Origin of the sequence: Aliagarivorans taiwanensis DSM 22990, from assembly GCF_000429505.1 — a bacterium.
Classification (GTDB): domain Bacteria; phylum Pseudomonadota; class Gammaproteobacteria; order Enterobacterales; family Celerinatantimonadaceae; genus Aliagarivorans; species Aliagarivorans taiwanensis.
Genome location: NZ_AUBZ01000040.1, coordinates 1 through 17,195, shown reverse-complemented (window position 1 = coordinate 17,195; position 17,195 = coordinate 1). Strand labels below are relative to the sequence as shown.

Genomic DNA, 17,195 nt, shown 5'->3' with positions numbered 1-17,195 from the left:
GATCTAGTGGTCTAAATCAAGGAGCAGTAACGCAGCATGAGGGGATGGAAAACTCGCCCTTTGGGAGGAGCTCAATGCCCATAGTTCTTCGTTGAAAGCACTTGAAATGGCTCACTATTCCTTCGTACTTTCGCCTCGCCCTATGGGCATTGAGTTCCTCTGAATCCTGCATCTTGAGGTTGATCGGGTATAACGACTAAGCGCGCCTGCGCTGCACCGTTAACAGCAATAAAGCCAGGCCAAACAAGCTGCCAACGGCGGGGGCTGGTGCAGCCGCCGTTGGCGTGTCACTTTCAATGGTAAAGCTCATCTGATACTCCACGGGATAGTAACCACCATCAGAGCCCACGGCAGTAAAGGTGCCGTTCCCCAGCAACATACTGTAGATCCCCTCACCTAGCGACAAAGGAATGTCGATGACAGTCGGTGAAAAATCGAAATCACTACCCACAGCAACATCAAAGATCGTGGGGGTCTCACTGGACTCTTCTAGGGTCCATTGAGGGCCCGGGGCAGCAAACAAATAGTTGTAGCTAAAGTCATCGTTGTCGAAGAACAAATTGCTACCAAATTCAATGCTCGCCGCCACCAAGGTTTGATCTGCAGCTACCTCAATCAGAAATACATCAGCAGGGTCATCTGGCGTCTGTACTGCGCCCTGGAACAGATTGACGCCGTCCACCAAGCTAAACAGTGCAACGTCTTCCAAGCCGCCAATGCCGTCGAAATCCCCGCCGGGTGCAGCCATTTCATGGTAGCTACCGGTGTAATCAACGGCAATGACACCCGCGTGGGCTGAATGGGATAGCAAGGCAAACAACGCCAAAGCCCCGATAGTTGTCGGTTTCATTCGCTAAGTCCTTTTTACGAAATGAGTTTTACCAGATGGTACATGCAATTACCTATCCATAAAACTAACCCTCTGTTTTACTGGAAATTATTTTAAATCAGTGGAGTAGTGCGTAGCCCAAGTGTAAAGCAAGCTGACAGCAATAAGCTGTAAATCGAACAACAGATCGTCAAACATCACTACCGCCGATACTCAGTAAAAAAGGGTTCAGATAAAAAAGGGCTCGCCTAACAAGGGAGCCCAAACTAACGCTAATGACTAAGAAATTGAAAATGAAAGGATACTAACTAAGGGTTGCTACTGCCGCCTGGTAAGGTTGCAGTTTTTCCCAATCAAACTCGACACCGATACCCGGAGTGTTGCTGGCGACGGCCAGGCAATCCTCTACCACAAGTGGGCGACGGGTGTATTCGTCGATAGGAAAACTGTGTACTTCAAGCCAGCCGGCGTTCGCTTGCGACGACACCAGACTTACGTGAAGCTCCTGCATGCCGTGTGAGCACACTGGAATGTCATGTTCTGCAGCCAGTTTGGCTGCACGTAGCCAACCGGTGATACCGCCACAGTTTGAGGCATCCGGTTGGATGAAAGAGAGCTTGGCCTGATCGAAGGCATAGCCAAATTCGTGGATGGTGTGCAGGTTCTCGCCCATTGCCAGCGGGATCTTGGTCGCTTCGGCAATCTTGGCAAAGCCTTGATAGTCATCGGGAATGGTCGGCTCTTCAAACCAGGTAATGTCGCAATCGGCAACGGCGTTGGACAGCTCAATCGCCTGCTCCACGCTCAGGGCGTAGTTGGCATCGATCATAAAGGTGATGTCTGGACCAATCAGCTCACGTACCGCACGGATACGCTCGATGTCCGCCTGCATATCCGCTTGGCCAACCTTGATTTTTACCGCATTGAAGCCCTGTTCCAGGTAGCTGCGCATGCTATCCAGTAGCTTCTTTTTGGAGAAGTTCAGGTCGATACCACCGCGATAGGCTTTACAGCGATCGCTTTCGCCACCCGCCATCTTCCACAGCGGCTGCTGCTCGCGCTTGCCTTTCAGGTCCCACAGCGCGATATCCACCGCCGACATAGCAAACGACGAGATACCGCCGCGGCCAACATAGTGGATGTGCCACTCCATATCGTCAAAGCGCTGCTCGATATCGGCGGCATCTTTGCCAAGTAGCATCGGCGCCAGGTCATGCTCAAGCATGGCCAGGGTCGAGTAGCCACCTTTACCACCGGTGTAGGTGTAGCCGGTGCCTTGTAGGCCGTCGGCGGTGGTAATGGTGGTGGTGATCAGCTCAAAGTGATCGTGGTCGCCGTGCTTGGCATCCGACAAGATCTCTGCCAATGGCACCTTAAATAGCTGGGATTGAACCCGGGTAATGATACTGCTCATGCCTGACTAACCTTTCAACTGCGCGACAACTTCACGAACGCGGCGGCCGATCTCTTCCCACTCACCGGCATTAACCAGTGACTTATCGACCATCCAAGAGCCACCACAGGCAACAATGCCTTTCACAGCCAGGTACTTCTCGATGTTGTCTTGGTTAATACCACCGGTCGGCATCACTTTCAGCATGCCGTAAGGGGCCAGCAGCGATTTGATCATCGGAATACCGCCCGATGGCTCGGCAGGGAAGAACTTAACCGCAGTCAGACCCAGCTCCAGCGCTTGCTCGGCAGTCGATGGGTTGTTGATGCCCGGAATAATCACGATGTCGTGCTTTTGACAGGCTTTTACGGTGTTAGGATTCAGGCCTGGCGATACGATAAAGTCAGCGCCCGCTTCTTTGGCTTCAATCACCTGTTGCTCGTTTAGCACAGTACCGGCACCGATCAGCATATCTGGGTAGGCCTCTCGCAACAGGCGGATGGCCTGAGTCGCTGCATCTGAGCGGTAGGTAATCTCGGCAACTGGCAGGCCATTGGTTGCTAGCTGCTCACCCAGCGGCAAGATCTGTTCAGCTTGGTCTACAGCAATTACCGGAACAACTTTGTATTCCGCCAGTTGAGCCATCAGGGTTTCAGTTGAAGTCGTCATGATTCGTCCTTAATAAAAGATTCGGCTTTGGGTGGCGCGGTTTATACCGCTACACCACTTAATCGTTTTTCTACCTGCTCCAGCGTTGGCAGAGGGGCAACTGCGCCATAGCCAGTGATGGTGATTGAAGCGGTCGCGTTGGCATACTGTAAGCAATCTTCCAGCGATTTACCCGCAACATAGTGGGTACAGAAGGCACCGGCAAACGAGTCGCCAGCAGCCGTGGCATCTACGGCAGTCACTTTGTAAGGCTCTACCGAGTAGCGCAGTGATTCGGTGGCCACAGTGGCACCGGCGCTGCCGCGCTTCAGCACGACCACTTTAGCACCAAGGCTAAGGTAGAAATCAATAATCGCTTCTGGTTGCTTCAAACCGGTTAACAGCTGGGCTTCGTCCAGGCTTGGGAAGCAGATATCAACCAGCGATGCAGTCTCGCGGATTACCGCGCGAGCACGCTCTAGCGACCACAGCTTAAGACGTAGGTTGGTGTCGTAAGAGACCAGCGTGTTCGACTCACGGGCCATATTGATCGCTGCAAACACCGCATCGCAGGCATTGTCGCTGATCGCTTGGGAGATGGCGGTTACGTGCAACAGCTTAGCGTCGGCAATCGCCGCTTGAGGCAGTTGGTCGGCGCGCACCAAGCTGGCCGCCGAACCTTTACGCAAGAAAGAGAAGTGGTGCCCGTCATCGTCGTGGGTAATAAAGTACACACCGGTGTGCGCGTGGGGATTGGTTACCACACAGTCGGTGCTCACGCCTTCGCGTTTCCACAGGCGGTCAAACTCGCCCGCAAAGGCATCGTTGCCCATGTGGGCCAACATGCCAACCTTGGCACCTTGCCTGGCAGCAGCAATGGCAAAGTTAGAGACATCACCACCAAAGCCACTGAGGAAGTCAGGCTCGCCCGCCTGCTTGGCGCCTACCTGGCTGAACTCAAACATCGGTTCACCGAAGCTCAGGATTTCACTCGACACGTTGTATTCTCCTTAATTCTTGCGGACTAAGCCGTAATCACCACAAAACAAGTGGTTAATCGCTTAACACTCTTTTGACCAGATGTTATGCGCCACTTTCAATTTGGTCAACCAAAATTAACGAGCCCCAGCTCACAAAACCGACTTCACACTTTCCGCATAAAATCAGTATTACCAAGGCAATTAATGAAGTTTCATAATTTACACGCGACTTTTCATTAGATTTCACCTCACAAAACTTTTTTACACTGGTTAACCAATGTGTGATAGCATTCACGATATTATGTGGATTGGTCAGGATAGAATGGCCACATTGGTTAAACATTCGGAGGAATTGATGAATAAGGCCAGCGTAGATATTACGAACTACCGCTATGATGAATGCACCCAGTATGCACGCGACACGATGTCCAGTGATATCGTGCACATCGGCTTTGGTGCCTTTCATCGCGGCCATCAAGCGGTCTATAACGACCTAACCAACCAAGTCACTGGTCAACCATGGGGCATTTGTGAGATCAACATGTTTGGTCCTGCCCAGTTAATCGATGACTTAAACGCCCAACAGGGACTGTTCAGCGTAGTTGAAACCTCTGCGACAAATACCGTATCTCGTCTGGTTCGCACGGTTACCGAAGCCTTACATACCCCGGTTACCGGCATTCAAGCAGCCATCGATAAGATTGCTGAGCCTCAGGTAAAGATTGTTTCTCTAACCATTACCGAGAAAGGCTACTGCGCCGACCCGAAATCTGGCGAGCTGGATCTGAACAATCCCCTTATTCAACATGACTTAGCCAACCCAACGGCTCCTCAATCGGCAATTGGTCTGATTACCGAAGCCTTGAAAGTGCGCCGCGATAAAGGCCTGCCCGCCTTGAGTGTCATGTCTTGCGACAACATCCCAGAGAACGGTCACTTGACCAAGAACGTGGTGTTGAGCTTTGCCAAGCAAGTCGATGCTGAGCTGGCAAGCTGGATTAAGCAAAACGTGACCTTCCCAAGCACCATGGTTGACCGCATTGTGCCGGCCATGACCGATGAGTCGTTTGCCATCCTTGAGCAAACCACCGGCTATGCCGACCCTTGTGGCATCGTGTGTGAAGACTTCCGTCAGTGGGTGATCGAAGACAACTTTGTCGCAGGCCGCCCTGAGTGGGACAAAGCCGGCGCGATGTTTGTTGGCGATGTTCTGCCCTACGAAGAGATGAAGTTGCGCATGCTCAATGGCTCGCACTCTTTCTTGGCGTACAACGGTAACCTGGCTGGTTTCGAGTTCATCTATCAGTGCATGGAAGACGCCACCTTTAAGCGTGCCACCCGCAAGCTGATGCTGGAAGAGCAGGCCAAGACTCTGTCGCCAAGCCTGGAAGTGAACCTCGAAGAGTACGCCGATCTGCTGTTGGCCCGCTTTAGCAACCCGAATGTGAAGCACAAGACCGCACAGATCGCGATGGACGGCTCACAAAAGCTGCCACAGCGCGCCATCGACCCGATCCTCAACCACTTGGAGCGCGGCTCAAAGACTGCCTGTCTGCCAACGTTGATTGCCGGTTGGATGCACTTCGTACTGGATGCCTTGAACAACGATAAGCCACTGCACGACCCACTGGCTGATGAGTTCAAGCAGGCATTGGTGGGTGCAAGCCAAGGTGTCGAACAGTGTCAGGCACTGATGGCTGTGAAAGCGGTATTCGGTGACCTAGGCACTAGCAACCCAGAATTCAAAGCGGCTGTAGAGCACGCGTTTATCTCAATTCAACAAGGTAGTGTGGCGGCCAATATCGAAGCCATCGCCGGTAAATAGGAACACAACAATGAAAACACTTATCTGTAATGAGCCGCATCAGATTGAATATATCGAGCGCGAGCTGCCTGAGTATCAAGCCGATGAAGTGCTGCTGAAGATCAAAGCGGTAGGTATTTGTGGAACCGACATCCACGCCTACGCCGGTCGCCAGCCCTTCTTTAGCTACCCACGTGTATTGGGCCACGAGATCTGTGGCGTGGTCGAAGCCAAAGGCGCCGACTGTAAGGTAGCCGAAGAAGGCGCCCGCTACTCGGTTATCCCTTGCCTGCCATGTGGCGTATGTGCCGCCTGTAAAGAAGGCAAAACCAACTGCTGTGAGAATGTATCGCTGTACGGTGTTCACCAAGACGGTGGCTTCAGCGAGTACCTGGCAGTAAAAGAGAACAACTTAGTGGCCCTGCCAAGCGATCTGAGCGACAGCGCTGGCAGCCTGGTTGAGTGCTTCGCGATTAGCGCCCACGCAATTCGCCGCGCTGAAGTTAAGGCCGGTCAAAACGTACTGCAGATCGGTGCCGGCCCAATCGGCCTTGCAGCCGCTGCTATCGCCAAAGCAGAAGGTGCCAATGTAGTGGTCGCCGATGTTAGCGACGAACGCCGTGCCCACGTAGAAAAAGCCCTGGGCGTGCCTGCGCTGAACCCGCTGACCGACGACTACGTTGACCAGCTAAAAGCCGCCTTCGGTGGCGAGCTACCTTGCCTGCTGTTAGATGCGACCGGTAACAAAGGTTCAATGAGCCGCAGCGTCGAGCTTATCCGCCACGGCGGTAAGATCGTGTTCATCGGTTTGTACATCGGTGACTTGGTGCTGGACGATCCAACCTTCCACAAGAAAGAAACCACCCTGCTGAGCAGCCGCAACGCGACTCGCGAAGACTTCGAGCGGGTTATCGAGCTGATGGACCAAGGCAAGATCAGCGAAGACATTATGAAAAACAAAGACTACCAGTTCGACACTGTGGGTCTGACTTATAAGCAAGATGTGGTCGAAAACGCCGACCTCATTAAAGGCGTGATTAACTTTTAAGGAACCGACCATGTCTACTCAATTTGTAAAAGAAAGCGAACTTAAGCAACTGGCTTTAAACAAGTTGCTGGCTGCAGGCCTAAACCCTGACAGCGCCAAGCAAGTGGTTGATGTGTTGGTTCACGCCGACTCAACCGGTGTTCACTCTCACGGTGTGATGCGTGTAGAGCACTACTGTAAGCGCCTGAACGAAGGTGGCTTGAACCCGAACGCCCACTTCAGCATCGAGCAGGTATCACCATCGGTTGCCATCCTCGACTCTGACGACGGCATGGGCCACTCAGCCCTGATCGAAGCCACCAACCACGCCATCGAACTGGCCCGCGAAACCGGTCTTGGCTTTGTGAGCGTGAAGAACACCTCGCACTGTGGTGCCCTGTCCTACTTTATGGAGCAGACCACCAGCGCGGGCATGATTGGTATCTCGATGACCCAAACCGACACTTGTGTTGCGCCACATGGCGGTGCCAGCAAGTTCTTGGGTACTAACCCAATTGCATTTGGCTTCCCGGTTGAGGGCAGCACCCCAATGATCGTCGATATGGCCACTAGCGCGACCGCCTTCGGTAAGCTGCTGCACGCCAAAGAGACTAACTCGCCGATCCCATCGGGTGTAGCGCTAGATGCAGAAGGTAACGATACCACCGACCCACATGCAGTATCGACGCTGCTGCCATTCGGTGGCCACAAAGGCTCAGGCATCTCACTGGCTATCGACGCGCTGACCGGCGTATTGATGGGCGCTAACTACAGCAACCACATCGTGAAAATGTACGGCGACTACGACAAGATGCGTAAGCTGGCCAGCCTGGTGATTGTGATTGACCCAAGCCGCCTGGGTACGCCGCTGTTTGCCGCTACCATGGCAACCTTGGTAAGCGAGCTACACGCAGTGCCACCTGTACCGGGTAAAGACAAGGTACTGGCACCAAACGACCTGCAGGTTGAGTACAAGCAGCGTTGTGACAAAGAAGGTATTCCAGTCGCGCAGTCGGTATACGACTACCTAGTCTCCTAATTGCCTGACTGGGCGAGTGGCATGCTTGTTACCGCCTCGTCGTAGTCAATGGCAATCGGCATGCTTGGACAGTACTGCTGCTGTCCAGGCAATGCTTGTTTCTCTATATAGGTTCCAACAGAGAACCGCTTTTCAAAGACATAATCATCTATCAATTCACTAACAAGGGGCACACCAAGCTAAACGACAAACATCTTGAGTTGGCACGACGGTGCTAGCACACAGTTTGGTTTGGTCTGTTAAAGCTTATGCAGCAAATAGAATCACGCCGACGCTATCATGACGTTGGCCTGCAAATCGAAGAACTACTGTACTCCGGGGTGTTCAAAGCCGGACAACGCCTGCCTTCGGAGCGAGAGCTCAGCGGCCGCTTTCAAACCAGCCGCGCCACCGTTCGCGAAGCGATCATCATGTTAGAACTGAAAGGTCTGGTGGAAGTACGCCAGGGTTCAGGGATCTTCTTTATCGACACACCGCAACCTCAGAAGCCGCGAGAGATCGCCCCACAAAGTGACGTTGGTCCCTTTGAGCTGCTGCAAGCCCGGCAGATCACAGAGAGTAACATCGCTGCCTTTGCCGCCACCCAAATCAAGTTTAACGAGCTACGCGAGCTGAAGAAGATCGTGCAGCTGCAAGAGCGCGAGATTAACGGCAACAGCGCGCGCTTTGAGTCGCTGGACCAGCAATTTCATATGATGATTGCCGAGTCCACCCAAAACCGGGTGCTGATCAATCAGGCCTGCAATATGTGGAACTCGGTGCGCGTCTCTAACCCAATGTGGGATGAGCTCAACAACCAATACCTGCACGAAGAAGAGCTGCAGGCCGAGTGGATCGATGACCACAAGCAAATCCTCAACGCGCTGCAACGCCGCAACGCCGAAGAAGCACGCCACGCAGTGTGGATGCATATCGAGAAGAGTAAGCGCCAGCTAATGCGGATCGCCAACCATGACGACCTGGAAGCCGACGCCGAAGACCTCTACTTCGCCACCGAGTTTGATGCGGACTTTAGCGGCAGCTAGCTGCTTTGAAGCGGAATACGCTTAGGTTCGCCTAAGCACGAGTGAAGGGGCAACCCGCACTGCCGCCAGCTCGCTATGCAGGCCTTGCCACTGCTTCTCGAGCAGCGACAAGACTGCTGCCACCATATCGGCCACCGGCTGCGCCACCGTGCTCAGCTGGTAGCCTTGCCAGGCGGCTTGGGGCACATCGTCACAACCGATCACCCTCAGCTGCCGCGGCACATTCAGGTTGGCCACCTCACGGCAGCTGTCTAACAGCCCCATCGCCAAGGCGTCAGAGGCGCAAAATACCCCCTCTAAGCGGCGCAGTACTTCCAGCTCTCGGGTCGCTACCTCAAAGCCCGCGCTATAGCCATAGCGCCCAGCATGCAGTACCTGCGGCGCGTCCCCCCTATGCTCAGTAAGCGCATCACCAAAGCCCGCCAAACGCTCAATGCTCGCCTGACCGTCGGCCCGCCCACACACGAATCCTAAGCGAGTCAGGCCGGCTTCCAACAGATGTTGCGCGGCCAGTTGCCCGGCGCGATAGTTGTCGGTCTGCACCGATGGAATACGCCCTCGCTCATCAGCGCGGCCCATGGTGACCAAGGGCAGCGATAGCTTCAAGCACTGGCTAAAGCTGGCGGCAGGCAGCGAGCCCATCACCGCAATCACCCCATCCACCTGATAGCCAGACAGGCGCAGGATCGCCTGATCAAGGTCTTCGGCCTGCTTCACATTGAGTAGCATCGGTTGCTTACCACTGAGCTGCAACGCCGTGGAGAGCTCCTCAAACAGATAGCTTTGATAGGGGTTGGAGAAATCGCTGGTGAGGATCGCCACCAAGTTCGAACACTTGCGCTGGGCAGGGGTGCTTAGGGTTCGGGCAAAGAAGTTGGGCTGATAACCCAGCTCCTTGGCAGCTGCGAGGATACGCTGCCGCTTATCCGGGTGAATGCTGGCCCCCTCGGTAAACGCGCGGGATACCGCAGAGCGCGACAATCCGACATGTGCGGCCACATCCGAGGCAGTCACTTTCTTATTAATGGTACTAATGGGTATTCTCCCTCAACATCTCTGCACACCAGTGTCTGCTGCTGGGCTTGCTGTCATCGGCACTAAGCTGCCAGTGCATCCCCTCTTCTGCCACATCAATATCGCTGTGGCCAGCGCACAAGCTCGCCAGTGCTTGTCGATGTACCGGCTCGATATGGTATAGCCACCAGCGACTCTGCTCCTTGCGCGGCAGGTGTTGTATATCTTGCCATGAGCCATGGCTGGGGTGATGACTTAGCGTTTCACACTCCACAAACACTATGTCGCTGTCTGCAGCTAAGGCTTCACCCTGGGTGCTGAGCAGACCATCGCCTGAGAAAAACACCCGCGGCCCGAGGGCGCTAGTAAGCTGGATGCTAAGGTTGCTCAGGGCATGGCGGGTCGGCGCCATTTTACACGGCCACGGCCCAAGGTTTTGCAGCTGCTCGCTGGCCTGCCAATCGAGCTGAAATGGCAGTTCGGCCTCGGGCCAGTGAGCGAAGTTGACCAAGGGCTCAAGCACCTGCCACTGGGCGCGCTGAGCCACCAGCGTAAGCGGACGCGAGCGCCCCTTAGAGGCCATCCAGTTAAGCAGGCTGGTAATGCCCAAGCAGTGATCGGGGTGAGAGTGGGTCAGGTATACCGCATCAAGGGAATCCACCTCGAGCTGACTGAACAGCTTGGCGGGCACCGTTGGGCCACAGTCGATCAGCAAACGATAGCCCTGCTCTTCAACCAGCATACTGGCGTTGGTATGCGCGCCGTCATAGGCATTGCCGACGCCGATCAGCGTCAGGCTCAGGTTATGCGGCATGCTCAGCCTCCTGTTCGCTGCCGAGGGTCTCGATACGTGTTCCACTGCTGTCAAAGCAGTGCACGATGGACTCGCTCACACTCAGCGGCAGCAGATCTCCGGCCTTGTAACGCACCTCACTCTCCACCACAAACGGGATATCGCTGCAGGGCTCGCCACTCACAGCACTCAACTGGCCATAATACAGGCGCGCATGGCCAAGCGGCTCCACCACCGAAATCTGCATCAACAGGTCGGGGTTATGACCGGCTACCGCTATTTGATTGGGGCGGATCCCCAAACTGTCGGTGTGGGTCGGCAACGCAACATCACAACCAAGCTCAGCAAAGCGCGCTTTGTCGACAAAGTTCATCACCGGCGAGCCGATAAAGCCCGCCACGAATCGGTTGGCCGGCTGGTTGTAAAGCTCCTCTGGCGCACCCACCTGTTCAATCCGGCCTTGATTCAATACCACGATGCGGTCAGCCAAGGTCATCGCTTCCACCTGATCGTGGGTCACGTAGATCATGGTGCGACCAAGCTGCTGATGGAGCTGTTTAAGGTATAGGCGCATCTCGCCGCGCAGCTTGGCATCAAGGTTGGACAAGGGCTCGTCAAATAAGAACAAGGCCGGGTCGCGTACGATGGCCCGGCCAATCGCAACCCGCTGGCGCTGGCCGCCGGAGAGCTCAGAGGGCAGGCGCTTGAGCAAGGCCCCCAGCTGCAACTTCTCGGCGGTCTTGTGCACCTTAGCCAGTGTCTCGGCCTTGCTAAGACCGGCCATACGCAGTGGAAACGCCATGTTCTTTTCCACGGTTAAATGCGGATAGAGGGCGTAGGATTGGAACACCATGGCCACTTCGCGCTCGGAAGGATAGACGCCATTTAACGAGCGGCCATTAAGCTGGATGTCGCCGGCAGTGACCGACTCAAGCCCGGCCACCATTCTTAACAGCGTCGATTTGCCGCAGCCCGATGGCCCAACAAACACCACAAATTCTCCTTGTTCGATACTCAGATCGACGCCGGGGATGACCCGCTGCTTACCATAGGCTTTAGTGACGTTTTTTAGTTCGAGTTGTTTCATGATGAGTCCTATTTCAGCCCGAGAGAGAAGCCGCGCAACAGAAAGCGCTGCATATAGCCAGCGAGTGCCAGCATCGGTAGCGACGATACTAATCCTGCCGCCATCAGCTCGCCCCAGGCGGTACCGTCTTCGGTCATAAAGTTGGCCAGATAAAGCGGGATGGTGAATTTGTCAGGGGTGTGGATAAACAGCAGAGAGAACAAGAACTCGTTCCAGCCTAAAATTATCGAGAAGATGGCCGTGGCCACCAAACCCGGGGCACACAGCGGGAACACCACAAAGCCCAAGCGTTTAAACAAGTGAGCGCCATCCATCGCTGCCGCCTCTTCAATCTCCAGCGGAATATCGCGAATAAAGCCCAGCAGCATCCAGATGCAAAACGGTAGCGTGTACACCTGATAACAGAGCACCAAGCCCAGCTTGGTATTGAGCAGCCCTAGCTGGTTAATCAGCGAGTAAAGCGGGGTGGCAACCACAATCGGCGGCATCATCTTGATCACCAGCACCGCCAGCAAAAAGGCGCGATCAAGCTTGGCTGGGAAGCGGTAGCGCACCAGGGCATAAGCCGAGAAGAAGCTCACCAGCAGCGACAGGCCGGTGGCCATCAGGGCAATCATCAAGGTGTTGCCAATCAATAGCGGAAACTCCCCGGCAAGCAAACGTTCGAAGGCGCTAAGGCTGAGCTGTTCGGGCCATAGCCGCGCGCCAGCATTGAGGATCTCGCCGGGCGATTTAAAGGCCGTGGCCACCATCCAGACGACCGGCAGCACAAATAGCCCCACCATCATCCACACTGTTAGGCCATGTAGGTAGCGTCTCATTGCTTGCCTCCCTTCATTACCTTGCGTGCGTACAGCAGGGTCATCGCCATCGAAATCAATAACATAACCAAGGCCGACGCACTCGCCATGCCGAGGTTGAAAAAGCGAAAGCCGTACTTATAGACAAACATCGACAGGGTTTCGGTGGCATTACCCGGCCCCCCTCCGGTCATCACATAGACCTTGTCGAACAGCTTGAAGGTGTCGATGGAGCGCAGCAAAAACGCCAGCATCACCTGCTTTTGGATAAGCGGCAGGGTGATGTGCATGAAAGCGCGTAGCGGCCTCGCGCCATCAACCATGGCCGCTTCGCTGATGTCTTTGGGGATCGATTGTAGCCCGGCCAGAATGATCAGAAACGCCATCGGCGTCCACTGCCAGGTATCCACCAGCGCAATCGAGTACAGTGCTAAGTCTGGGTTGAACAGCCACTCCTGAGCGGGTAACCCCAGCCATGTCAGCACGGTGTTAAGCAGCCCAAAATCGTAGTGATACCACGAGCGCCAAATTGACGAGCAAACCAAGGTGGAGAGCATCATCGGATAGATAATGACTGGCAACGCAAAGCGGCGCCCGGGAAACTGGCGATGAAACAATACCGCCAGCCACAGCCCCAATAGCACTTGGGCGCAGGAGGCCACCACGGTGAACATAAAGGTGTTCTTCACCGCCGCAATAAAGAAGAAGTCGTCGAGCAGTTCCCGGAAGTTGTCGAGGCCGACGAAGAGGTAGTGCTTGCTGGCATAATCCACCGAGCCGAAGGCGTTTACCAATACCGAGAGGATCGGATACAGCGTCAAGGCCCCGAGGATTAACAGGGCCGGCAGTAACAGCAAGGTCAGTTGTTTACGGCTTTCAAATAACATAGTGGTTTAGGTCAGGTAAATCAGAGCTTCTGCCCTGATTTACCTGAGTTCGATTACACCTTAATGACGCGCTCAATACGGCGCTGAGCCTGCTTAAGGGCCTGTTCGGCGCTCATCTGACCCATCATGGCTAGCTGCAGAAAGTCGCCAAGGATGCTTTCGACCTCGGCCCAGTTGTGGATGCGCGGGCGCGCTTTACCGGTACTCAGTGCCGCAGCCTGCTGGGGATACCAGCGATACTTGGTGACCACGTCTTCATCGTGATAAACGCTGCTGCGGGTTGGCGGCATACCAAAGTCCAGCGCCAGCGCTTTTTGGATTTCAGCACTGGTGGCAAAAGCCAGGAAGGCCTCCGCTTCGGCTTTGTTGTTGGAATCAGCCGGTACCGCTAGCTGCCAGATACCCAGCATCGGCGAAGGCTGACCCACCTCGGCTGGCGGCGCCATAATCTCCATATCGCCGACCACCGCTGAGACCTCGGGGTTGTCCAGGTTCGGCACCCAAGCCGGCCACACCTCGATAGCCATCGCCGCACTGCCTTTTTGCAGCGAATCGCGCACTTCATCAGCGTTGTATACGTCCACACCGCGCGGTGCGTATTGCTTCATCGCCAGGAAGGCTTCCAGTGCTTGCTTGGCCTCAGGGGTATCCAGCGAGGCTTGGCCTTCGCTGTCGACCACATCCGCGCCAAAACCCCACAGGATGGGTAAGAAGCCGGTCACAATTGGGTTGCCCTTCACGCCGCGGAACACCAAGCCATTGGTATCTGCGCTTTGGCTGATCACCTCGGCGGACTTCAGAACATCGCTCCAAGACTTGGGCTCTGACAGTTGATTCTGTTCAAACAGCGCGCGGTTCCAAGCGAACATCGCCACATTGCCCACCATCGGCATGGCGTAGGCAGCGCTGCCGGCATCCGGGTAGCGGCCAATGTCGAACGAGGCGGAGATAAAGTCTTCGTCTTCAACCTGTTTACTCAGCGGGCTGAGCCAGTTGTTGCTAAGAAACTCTGGTGCCCAGGTATCATCCATCAAGATGACATCGTAGTTGCCGGTTTGCTCACGCATCGACAGCACCACGCTCTCATACAAACCATTGCTGGGGCGCTTGACCAAGGTGATATTGGTGTCGGGCTGCTGCTTTTGGTACTCATCAACCACAAACTGCAGAGCATCGCCATAGCTGCTGTCACGGCCTGCGATAACAAGTTCAGCAGCATTCAAGCTAAGGCTACTGGCGAACAGAGCAGATACGAGTAATGTGCGTTGGAACATGGGGGTCTCCTTGTTGGTTTCCATTGCTTGGACTGCAATTGCACACGCGTTCAATTAATACCCCAGCAACGTTAGAGGGGAAATATGTCAACCAAATGAAGACAAGATGACGGTTTAAGGGATGTGGGGCGATCTACCCATAGCAACGCAAGGAGCCACACCCTCTGTTTGAGTAGTGAAAGCAGCCACTATTAGGCCCGATATTGCACTCGAGTGCATTGCGCCGAGTTGTGCCAAGGGCTTGGGTCGCTTTTAACCCACCCGCAGCGTCCAGATCCCGCGCCAGCAAGCTATGAAACGCCCGGCGGCTGGGCCGGGGAGAGGTCTTTGGGTAAAAGGATCGCTCCTTGCTTAGTCGCTAGTGATCGTTTCACAAACAAGGAGCTTTCAATGACTACACGCGAACGCATGGCGCGGGCAGCCGGGGTGCTGTCGGCGCACTTTGGTGCCTCCACCAGCCAGATGAAAAAGGATGTCGCGAATGTCGGCCGAGTGAACAACGGGGGGATCGATCGCCAACTCGCCCGCTCGATTGTTGCCGATACCATTCACAACAACTACCAAACATTGCATCGCTTTCAGGATCAGGCGTCACATAACACCCCCAAGCCCAACGCCCCCACCGGTATTGAGATGGCGGAACAGTGGAGCAAGGGGGTGGCCCAGCAGCGCATTCAACACAGCTTGCCAAGGGCCGGCTCGGACCACACTCAGGGGCAAAATCAGTCGCTGTTTGTCTCGCTAACCGGCGATCTGCATGGCTTGCACACCTCCACCGATCCGTGGGCCCGCTCCATCACCCGCAACGCCAATGAGCTGCATGCCTACACCATCCCGAATCGCTTGCTACGCAGCCCGCAGCGCCTAGCCGGCGATATCAAGATGTCGATCCGCGGCAAGAGTGGGCCACTGGACATGAACGCCCTGCAGAAAGACCACGATCGTTTGAACTGGCTGGGCGGCGTGCCCACTCAAGAGAAAGAGGTGCTGTATATGGGCAGCAACATGGGCAAATACCGCACCGATTTTCAGCATAATCCGTTTAAGGGAACCAAATAGCAACAGGGCCTGTAAGCCATGGCTGCAGGTCCTTTGCCTAGTTGCTTCAAGTACGACCTATGCTCATCGTAACCTTCCGGGCATGCCACGAATAAATCCTGTTTTTGTCATTGACTCTAGTACAACACCAGACTTTAGACTGCGCCACCTGATTCTCTCGTGGAGCAAGACTGTGTTACTCATTTGCCTGGTTAAACTACTCAGCATCGTGCTGCGCATGGCCCATCGCCACCTGTTAAATAACTCATCGTCGTCCAAGGCTGCCGCTCAGCTAGCCAGCCAGGTTCTGCATGATGACGATGACGAGGAGCTAGTTGCCTAGCCTTTTTGCGGCATTCCCTTCCCACTGTCCGCTTTCAACTCTTCGCCTTCAACTATTCGCTTCAGATAGTCCACACTCAAACTCCAGTCGCTGTTTTCTTCACCCCACTGGTTTATGCAGCGCCTAAGCCAGCGCCTAATTGCCCCCCCTGCTACTCAGCAAGCGATGTTATTTGGCCACAGGGTTGACTCTAGATTGATTCAAGACTTTATCCTCTCGCCATTAATCCCTAACCGATATGTATTTATGATATTCAAACTGTTTGTCCTACTGGTATTGCTGGTATTTGCGATTAGTGCTCGGGTTCTCGGCCGTAGTGAAACAGAGTCAGCGCCAACCACCAAAGCGGTCTCCGAAACAGATAGCGCTGAGCCGCTCTGCCAAGAGCAGTGCACCGACTGCTGTCTGGGAAGTTACGGTCCAGTGCTGCCCGATGACGTACAAGCGTTTATCGAGAACAAGGATCAACGCTAGGCAGTGCTTGCCAGAGCTCGCAGTTAGAGAATTGGCTGGGCAATACTGGCCAATCCTTAGGGCTCACCCCTCTGACTTTTATCCTTTAATTAGTGCGCTATACCCAGTAAAACCCCGCAATTAACAATACAGCGTTGTGAATAAATCAACGTAGGTCACGTTTACCCCGCCCCTCAAGCCAGCTAGATTGAAGATATCAATCGCGCATGTGAACGGTTCTTATTTACTTTAAGAGAAGTCAAACGGACATAGACAATGGCAAACACGATTAAGCACTACCATCCTCTGAGTCGCATCCTGCACTGGCTAGTTGCTGTAGTCGTCGTCGGCATGTTTGCGCTGGGCTATTGGATGGTCGGGCTAAATTACTACAGCGAGTGGTACCGCACTGATCCGCACCACTAATACTGGACACGCTACTAAGCTACATTCTTTAGTTCGTAGTTTTCTGGACTGAGATAGCCCAGAGCACTGTGCCTTCTTGTTCGATTGTAATCAACCTCGATGTATTCAAACACAGCCTGGCGCATAGCTTCTCGATTCATAATGGGCTCGTATTGCACTGCTTCAACCTTTAGTGAGTGGAAGAAGCTTTCGGCGCAAGCATTATCCCAACAATTCCCTTTGCGGCTCATGCTTATCTTTAAGCCATGCGCCGAAGCTAGGTTTCGATAAGCATGTGAGCAGTACTGGCTGCCTCTGTCGCTGTGAACAATAACGCCCGTAGGCATGCCGCGACG

General features: G+C 54.5%; 19 protein-coding genes. 8 read left to right on the top strand and 11 right to left on the bottom strand.

Features of this window, described 5'->3' with window-relative positions; translation table 11 throughout:
• Positions 1–196: 196 nt before the first annotated feature.
• The 4 genes from G462_RS0117195 to G462_RS0117180 form a co-directional block, all read right to left on the bottom strand.
• A complete protein-coding gene (locus G462_RS0117195; RefSeq protein ID WP_026960089.1) occupies positions 197–850 on the bottom strand; it encodes a hypothetical protein in 654 nt (217 codons plus the stop codon).
• Between the two features lie 283 nt (positions 851–1,133).
• On the bottom strand, positions 1,134–2,243 hold the full coding sequence (locus G462_RS0117190) for a mandelate racemase/muconate lactonizing enzyme family protein (RefSeq protein ID WP_026960088.1): 1,110 nt from the start codon (positions 2,241–2,243) through the stop codon (positions 1,134–1,136).
• Positions 2,244–2,249: 6 nt separating this feature from the next.
• On the bottom strand, positions 2,250–2,891 hold the full coding sequence (locus G462_RS0117185) for a bifunctional 4-hydroxy-2-oxoglutarate aldolase/2-dehydro-3-deoxy-phosphogluconate aldolase (RefSeq protein ID WP_026960087.1): 642 nt from the start codon (positions 2,889–2,891) through the stop codon (positions 2,250–2,252).
• A gap of 41 nt (positions 2,892–2,932) precedes the next feature.
• The gene (locus G462_RS0117180) at positions 2,933–3,868 is read right to left on the bottom strand and encodes a sugar kinase (RefSeq protein ID WP_026960086.1); all 936 of its coding nucleotides are present in this window, start codon (positions 3,866–3,868) and stop codon (positions 2,933–2,935) included.
• A 337-nt stretch (positions 3,869–4,205) separates the two neighbouring features.
• On the opposite strand from G462_RS0117180, the gene G462_RS0117175 reads away from it, so the two are divergent.
• The 4 genes from G462_RS0117175 to G462_RS0117160 all read left to right on the top strand — a co-directional run bounded on the left by G462_RS0117175 (position 4,206) and on the right by G462_RS0117160 (position 8,745).
• Entirely contained in the window at positions 4,206–5,675 is a 1,470-nt protein-coding gene (locus G462_RS0117175; protein WP_026960085.1) for a mannitol dehydrogenase family protein, read from the top strand.
• 10 nt (positions 5,676–5,685) lie between these two features.
• A complete protein-coding gene (locus tag G462_RS0117170; protein WP_026960084.1) occupies positions 5,686–6,702 on the top strand; it encodes a zinc-binding alcohol dehydrogenase family protein in 1,017 nt (338 codons plus the stop codon).
• A gap of 10 nt (positions 6,703–6,712) precedes the next feature.
• The gene (locus tag G462_RS0117165; protein WP_026960083.1) at positions 6,713–7,720 is read left to right on the top strand and encodes an Ldh family oxidoreductase; all 1,008 of its coding nucleotides are present in this window, start codon (positions 6,713–6,715) and stop codon (positions 7,718–7,720) included.
• A 248-nt stretch (positions 7,721–7,968) separates the two neighbouring features.
• Positions 7,969–8,745, top strand: coding sequence for a GntR family transcriptional regulator (locus tag G462_RS0117160; RefSeq protein ID WP_026960082.1), 777 nt, complete (start codon positions 7,969–7,971; stop codon positions 8,743–8,745).
• A gap of 21 nt (positions 8,746–8,766) precedes the next feature.
• Here the strand turns inward: G462_RS0117160 and G462_RS0117155 are convergent, their stop codons facing one another.
• From G462_RS0117155 to G462_RS0117130, 6 genes are read right to left on the bottom strand one after another with little or no spacing between them, the layout of a single operon-like run.
• Positions 8,767–9,744 (bottom strand): LacI family DNA-binding transcriptional regulator, encoded by a 978-nt coding sequence (locus G462_RS0117155; protein ID WP_211234238.1) that lies wholly within the window; start codon positions 9,742–9,744, stop codon positions 8,767–8,769.
• A 31-nt stretch (positions 9,745–9,775) separates the two neighbouring features.
• On the bottom strand, positions 9,776–10,573 hold the full coding sequence (locus G462_RS23210; protein ID WP_051326827.1) for an MBL fold metallo-hydrolase: 798 nt from the start codon (positions 10,571–10,573) through the stop codon (positions 9,776–9,778).
• Positions 10,563–11,639, bottom strand: coding sequence for an ABC transporter ATP-binding protein (locus G462_RS0117145; protein ID WP_026960080.1), 1,077 nt, complete (start codon positions 11,637–11,639; stop codon positions 10,563–10,565). Before G462_RS0117145 ends, G462_RS23210 begins: the two co-directional genes overlap by 11 nt.
• A gap of 8 nt (positions 11,640–11,647) precedes the next feature.
• Entirely contained in the window at positions 11,648–12,460 is an 813-nt protein-coding gene (locus tag G462_RS0117140; protein ID WP_026960079.1) for a carbohydrate ABC transporter permease, read from the bottom strand.
• Positions 12,457–13,326, bottom strand: coding sequence for a carbohydrate ABC transporter permease (locus G462_RS0117135; RefSeq protein WP_026960078.1), 870 nt, complete (start codon positions 13,324–13,326; stop codon positions 12,457–12,459). Before G462_RS0117135 ends, G462_RS0117140 begins: the two co-directional genes overlap by 4 nt.
• 53 nt (positions 13,327–13,379) lie before the next feature.
• Complete coding sequence (locus G462_RS0117130; protein WP_026960077.1) at positions 13,380–14,600, bottom strand: extracellular solute-binding protein; 1,221 nt, start codon at positions 14,598–14,600, stop codon at positions 13,380–13,382.
• A gap of 390 nt (positions 14,601–14,990) precedes the next feature.
• Between G462_RS0117130 and G462_RS0117125 the strand changes: the two genes are divergently transcribed.
• The 4 genes from G462_RS0117125 (at position 14,991) to G462_RS24555 (ending at position 16,860) form a co-directional block, all read left to right on the top strand.
• Positions 14,991–15,659, top strand: a complete 669-nt coding sequence (locus G462_RS0117125; RefSeq protein ID WP_026960076.1) for a hypothetical protein — start codon at positions 14,991–14,993, stop codon at positions 15,657–15,659.
• Positions 15,660–15,831: 172 nt separating this feature from the next.
• Entirely contained in the window at positions 15,832–15,981 is a 150-nt protein-coding gene (locus G462_RS24565) for a hypothetical protein (RefSeq protein ID WP_157378659.1), read from the top strand.
• 246 nt (positions 15,982–16,227) lie between these two features.
• Positions 16,228–16,455, top strand: a complete 228-nt coding sequence (locus tag G462_RS24560) for a hypothetical protein (protein WP_157378658.1) — start codon at positions 16,228–16,230, stop codon at positions 16,453–16,455.
• Positions 16,456–16,710: 255 nt separating this feature from the next.
• Positions 16,711–16,860 carry a hypothetical protein gene (locus G462_RS24555; RefSeq protein WP_211234237.1) on the top strand — a complete coding sequence of 50 codons (150 nt, stop codon included), beginning with the start codon at positions 16,711–16,713 and terminating at the stop codon, positions 16,858–16,860.
• Positions 16,861–16,874: 14 nt separating this feature from the next.
• Here G462_RS24555 and G462_RS0117105 read toward each other — a convergent pair.
• On the bottom strand, positions 16,875–17,195 hold a 321-nt coding region (locus G462_RS0117105), incomplete at its 5' end, for an IS3 family transposase (RefSeq protein WP_026960074.1).

What these genes read in the sequence shown, in the direction of transcription:
- G462_RS0117195 (WP_026960089.1), bottom strand. Translation starts at nt 850, where the DNA reads ATGAAACCGACAACTATCGGGGCTTTGGCGTTGTTTGCCTTGCTATCC.
- G462_RS0117190 (WP_026960088.1), bottom strand. Translation starts at nt 2,243, where the DNA reads ATGAGCAGTATCATTACCCGGGTTCAATCCCAGCTATTTAAGGTGCCA.
- G462_RS0117185 (WP_026960087.1), bottom strand. Translation starts at nt 2,891, where the DNA reads ATGACGACTTCAACTGAAACCCTGATGGCTCAACTGGCGGAATACAAA.
- G462_RS0117175 (WP_026960085.1), top strand. Translation starts at nt 4,206, where the DNA reads ATGAATAAGGCCAGCGTAGATATTACGAACTACCGCTATGATGAATGC.
- G462_RS0117170 (WP_026960084.1), top strand. Translation starts at nt 5,686, where the DNA reads ATGAAAACACTTATCTGTAATGAGCCGCATCAGATTGAATATATCGAG.
- G462_RS0117165 (WP_026960083.1), top strand. Translation starts at nt 6,713, where the DNA reads ATGTCTACTCAATTTGTAAAAGAAAGCGAACTTAAGCAACTGGCTTTA.
- G462_RS0117160 (WP_026960082.1), top strand. Translation starts at nt 7,969, where the DNA reads ATGCAGCAAATAGAATCACGCCGACGCTATCATGACGTTGGCCTGCAA.
- G462_RS23210 (WP_051326827.1), bottom strand. Translation starts at nt 10,573, where the DNA reads ATGCCGCATAACCTGAGCCTGACGCTGATCGGCGTCGGCAATGCCTAT.
- G462_RS0117145 (WP_026960080.1), bottom strand. Translation starts at nt 11,639, where the DNA reads ATGAAACAACTCGAACTAAAAAACGTCACTAAAGCCTATGGTAAGCAG.
- G462_RS0117140 (WP_026960079.1), bottom strand. Translation starts at nt 12,460, where the DNA reads ATGAGACGCTACCTACATGGCCTAACAGTGTGGATGATGGTGGGGCTA.
- G462_RS0117135 (WP_026960078.1), bottom strand. Translation starts at nt 13,326, where the DNA reads ATGTTATTTGAAAGCCGTAAACAACTGACCTTGCTGTTACTGCCGGCC.
- G462_RS0117130 (WP_026960077.1), bottom strand. Translation starts at nt 14,600, where the DNA reads ATGTTCCAACGCACATTACTCGTATCTGCTCTGTTCGCCAGTAGCCTT.
- G462_RS0117125 (WP_026960076.1), top strand. Translation starts at nt 14,991, where the DNA reads ATGACTACACGCGAACGCATGGCGCGGGCAGCCGGGGTGCTGTCGGCG.
- G462_RS24560 (WP_157378658.1), top strand. Translation starts at nt 16,228, where the DNA reads ATGATATTCAAACTGTTTGTCCTACTGGTATTGCTGGTATTTGCGATT.
- G462_RS24555 (WP_211234237.1), top strand. Translation starts at nt 16,711, where the DNA reads ATGGCAAACACGATTAAGCACTACCATCCTCTGAGTCGCATCCTGCAC.